Source organism: Mesorhizobium sp. M8A.F.Ca.ET.181.01.1.1 (assembly GCF_004792025.1).
Classification (GTDB): Bacteria; Pseudomonadota; Alphaproteobacteria; order Rhizobiales; family Rhizobiaceae; genus Mesorhizobium.
Window position 1 is genome coordinate 1 of the sequence record NZ_SRTV01000361.1, and the last position, 278, is coordinate 278.

1 pseudogene is annotated in these 278 nt (G+C 57.6%); it reads right to left on the reverse strand.

Annotated features, from left to right (window positions below):
* Positions 1-278, reverse strand: a pseudogene (locus EN824_RS35590) (hypothetical protein); the annotation flags it as partial.

The following is a 278-nucleotide window of genomic DNA, read 5'->3' on the forward strand; positions in this document are numbered from 1 at the left end:
CGCCGTCGGGCACTTTTTCACTCCCGTCGGCAATCTTGCCGAAACCCGCCAAGGCCGTCTCGCCGTTGCGCACGGCGCCGAAGATCAGGCCAGGCACCTCAGTGGAGAGATACAGGATCGTACCGTTGAACTGCACCGCTTCCGTCAGCAGCTTGTCCTCGGCATGTCCATAAGAGGGAAGGGTGACGGCTGCAATTGCCGTCAGAGCGATGGCCACAAGCCGGCGCGATCGAGACAAACGCATCGCCAAAATACTTTGATAAATCTGCAGAATAAAA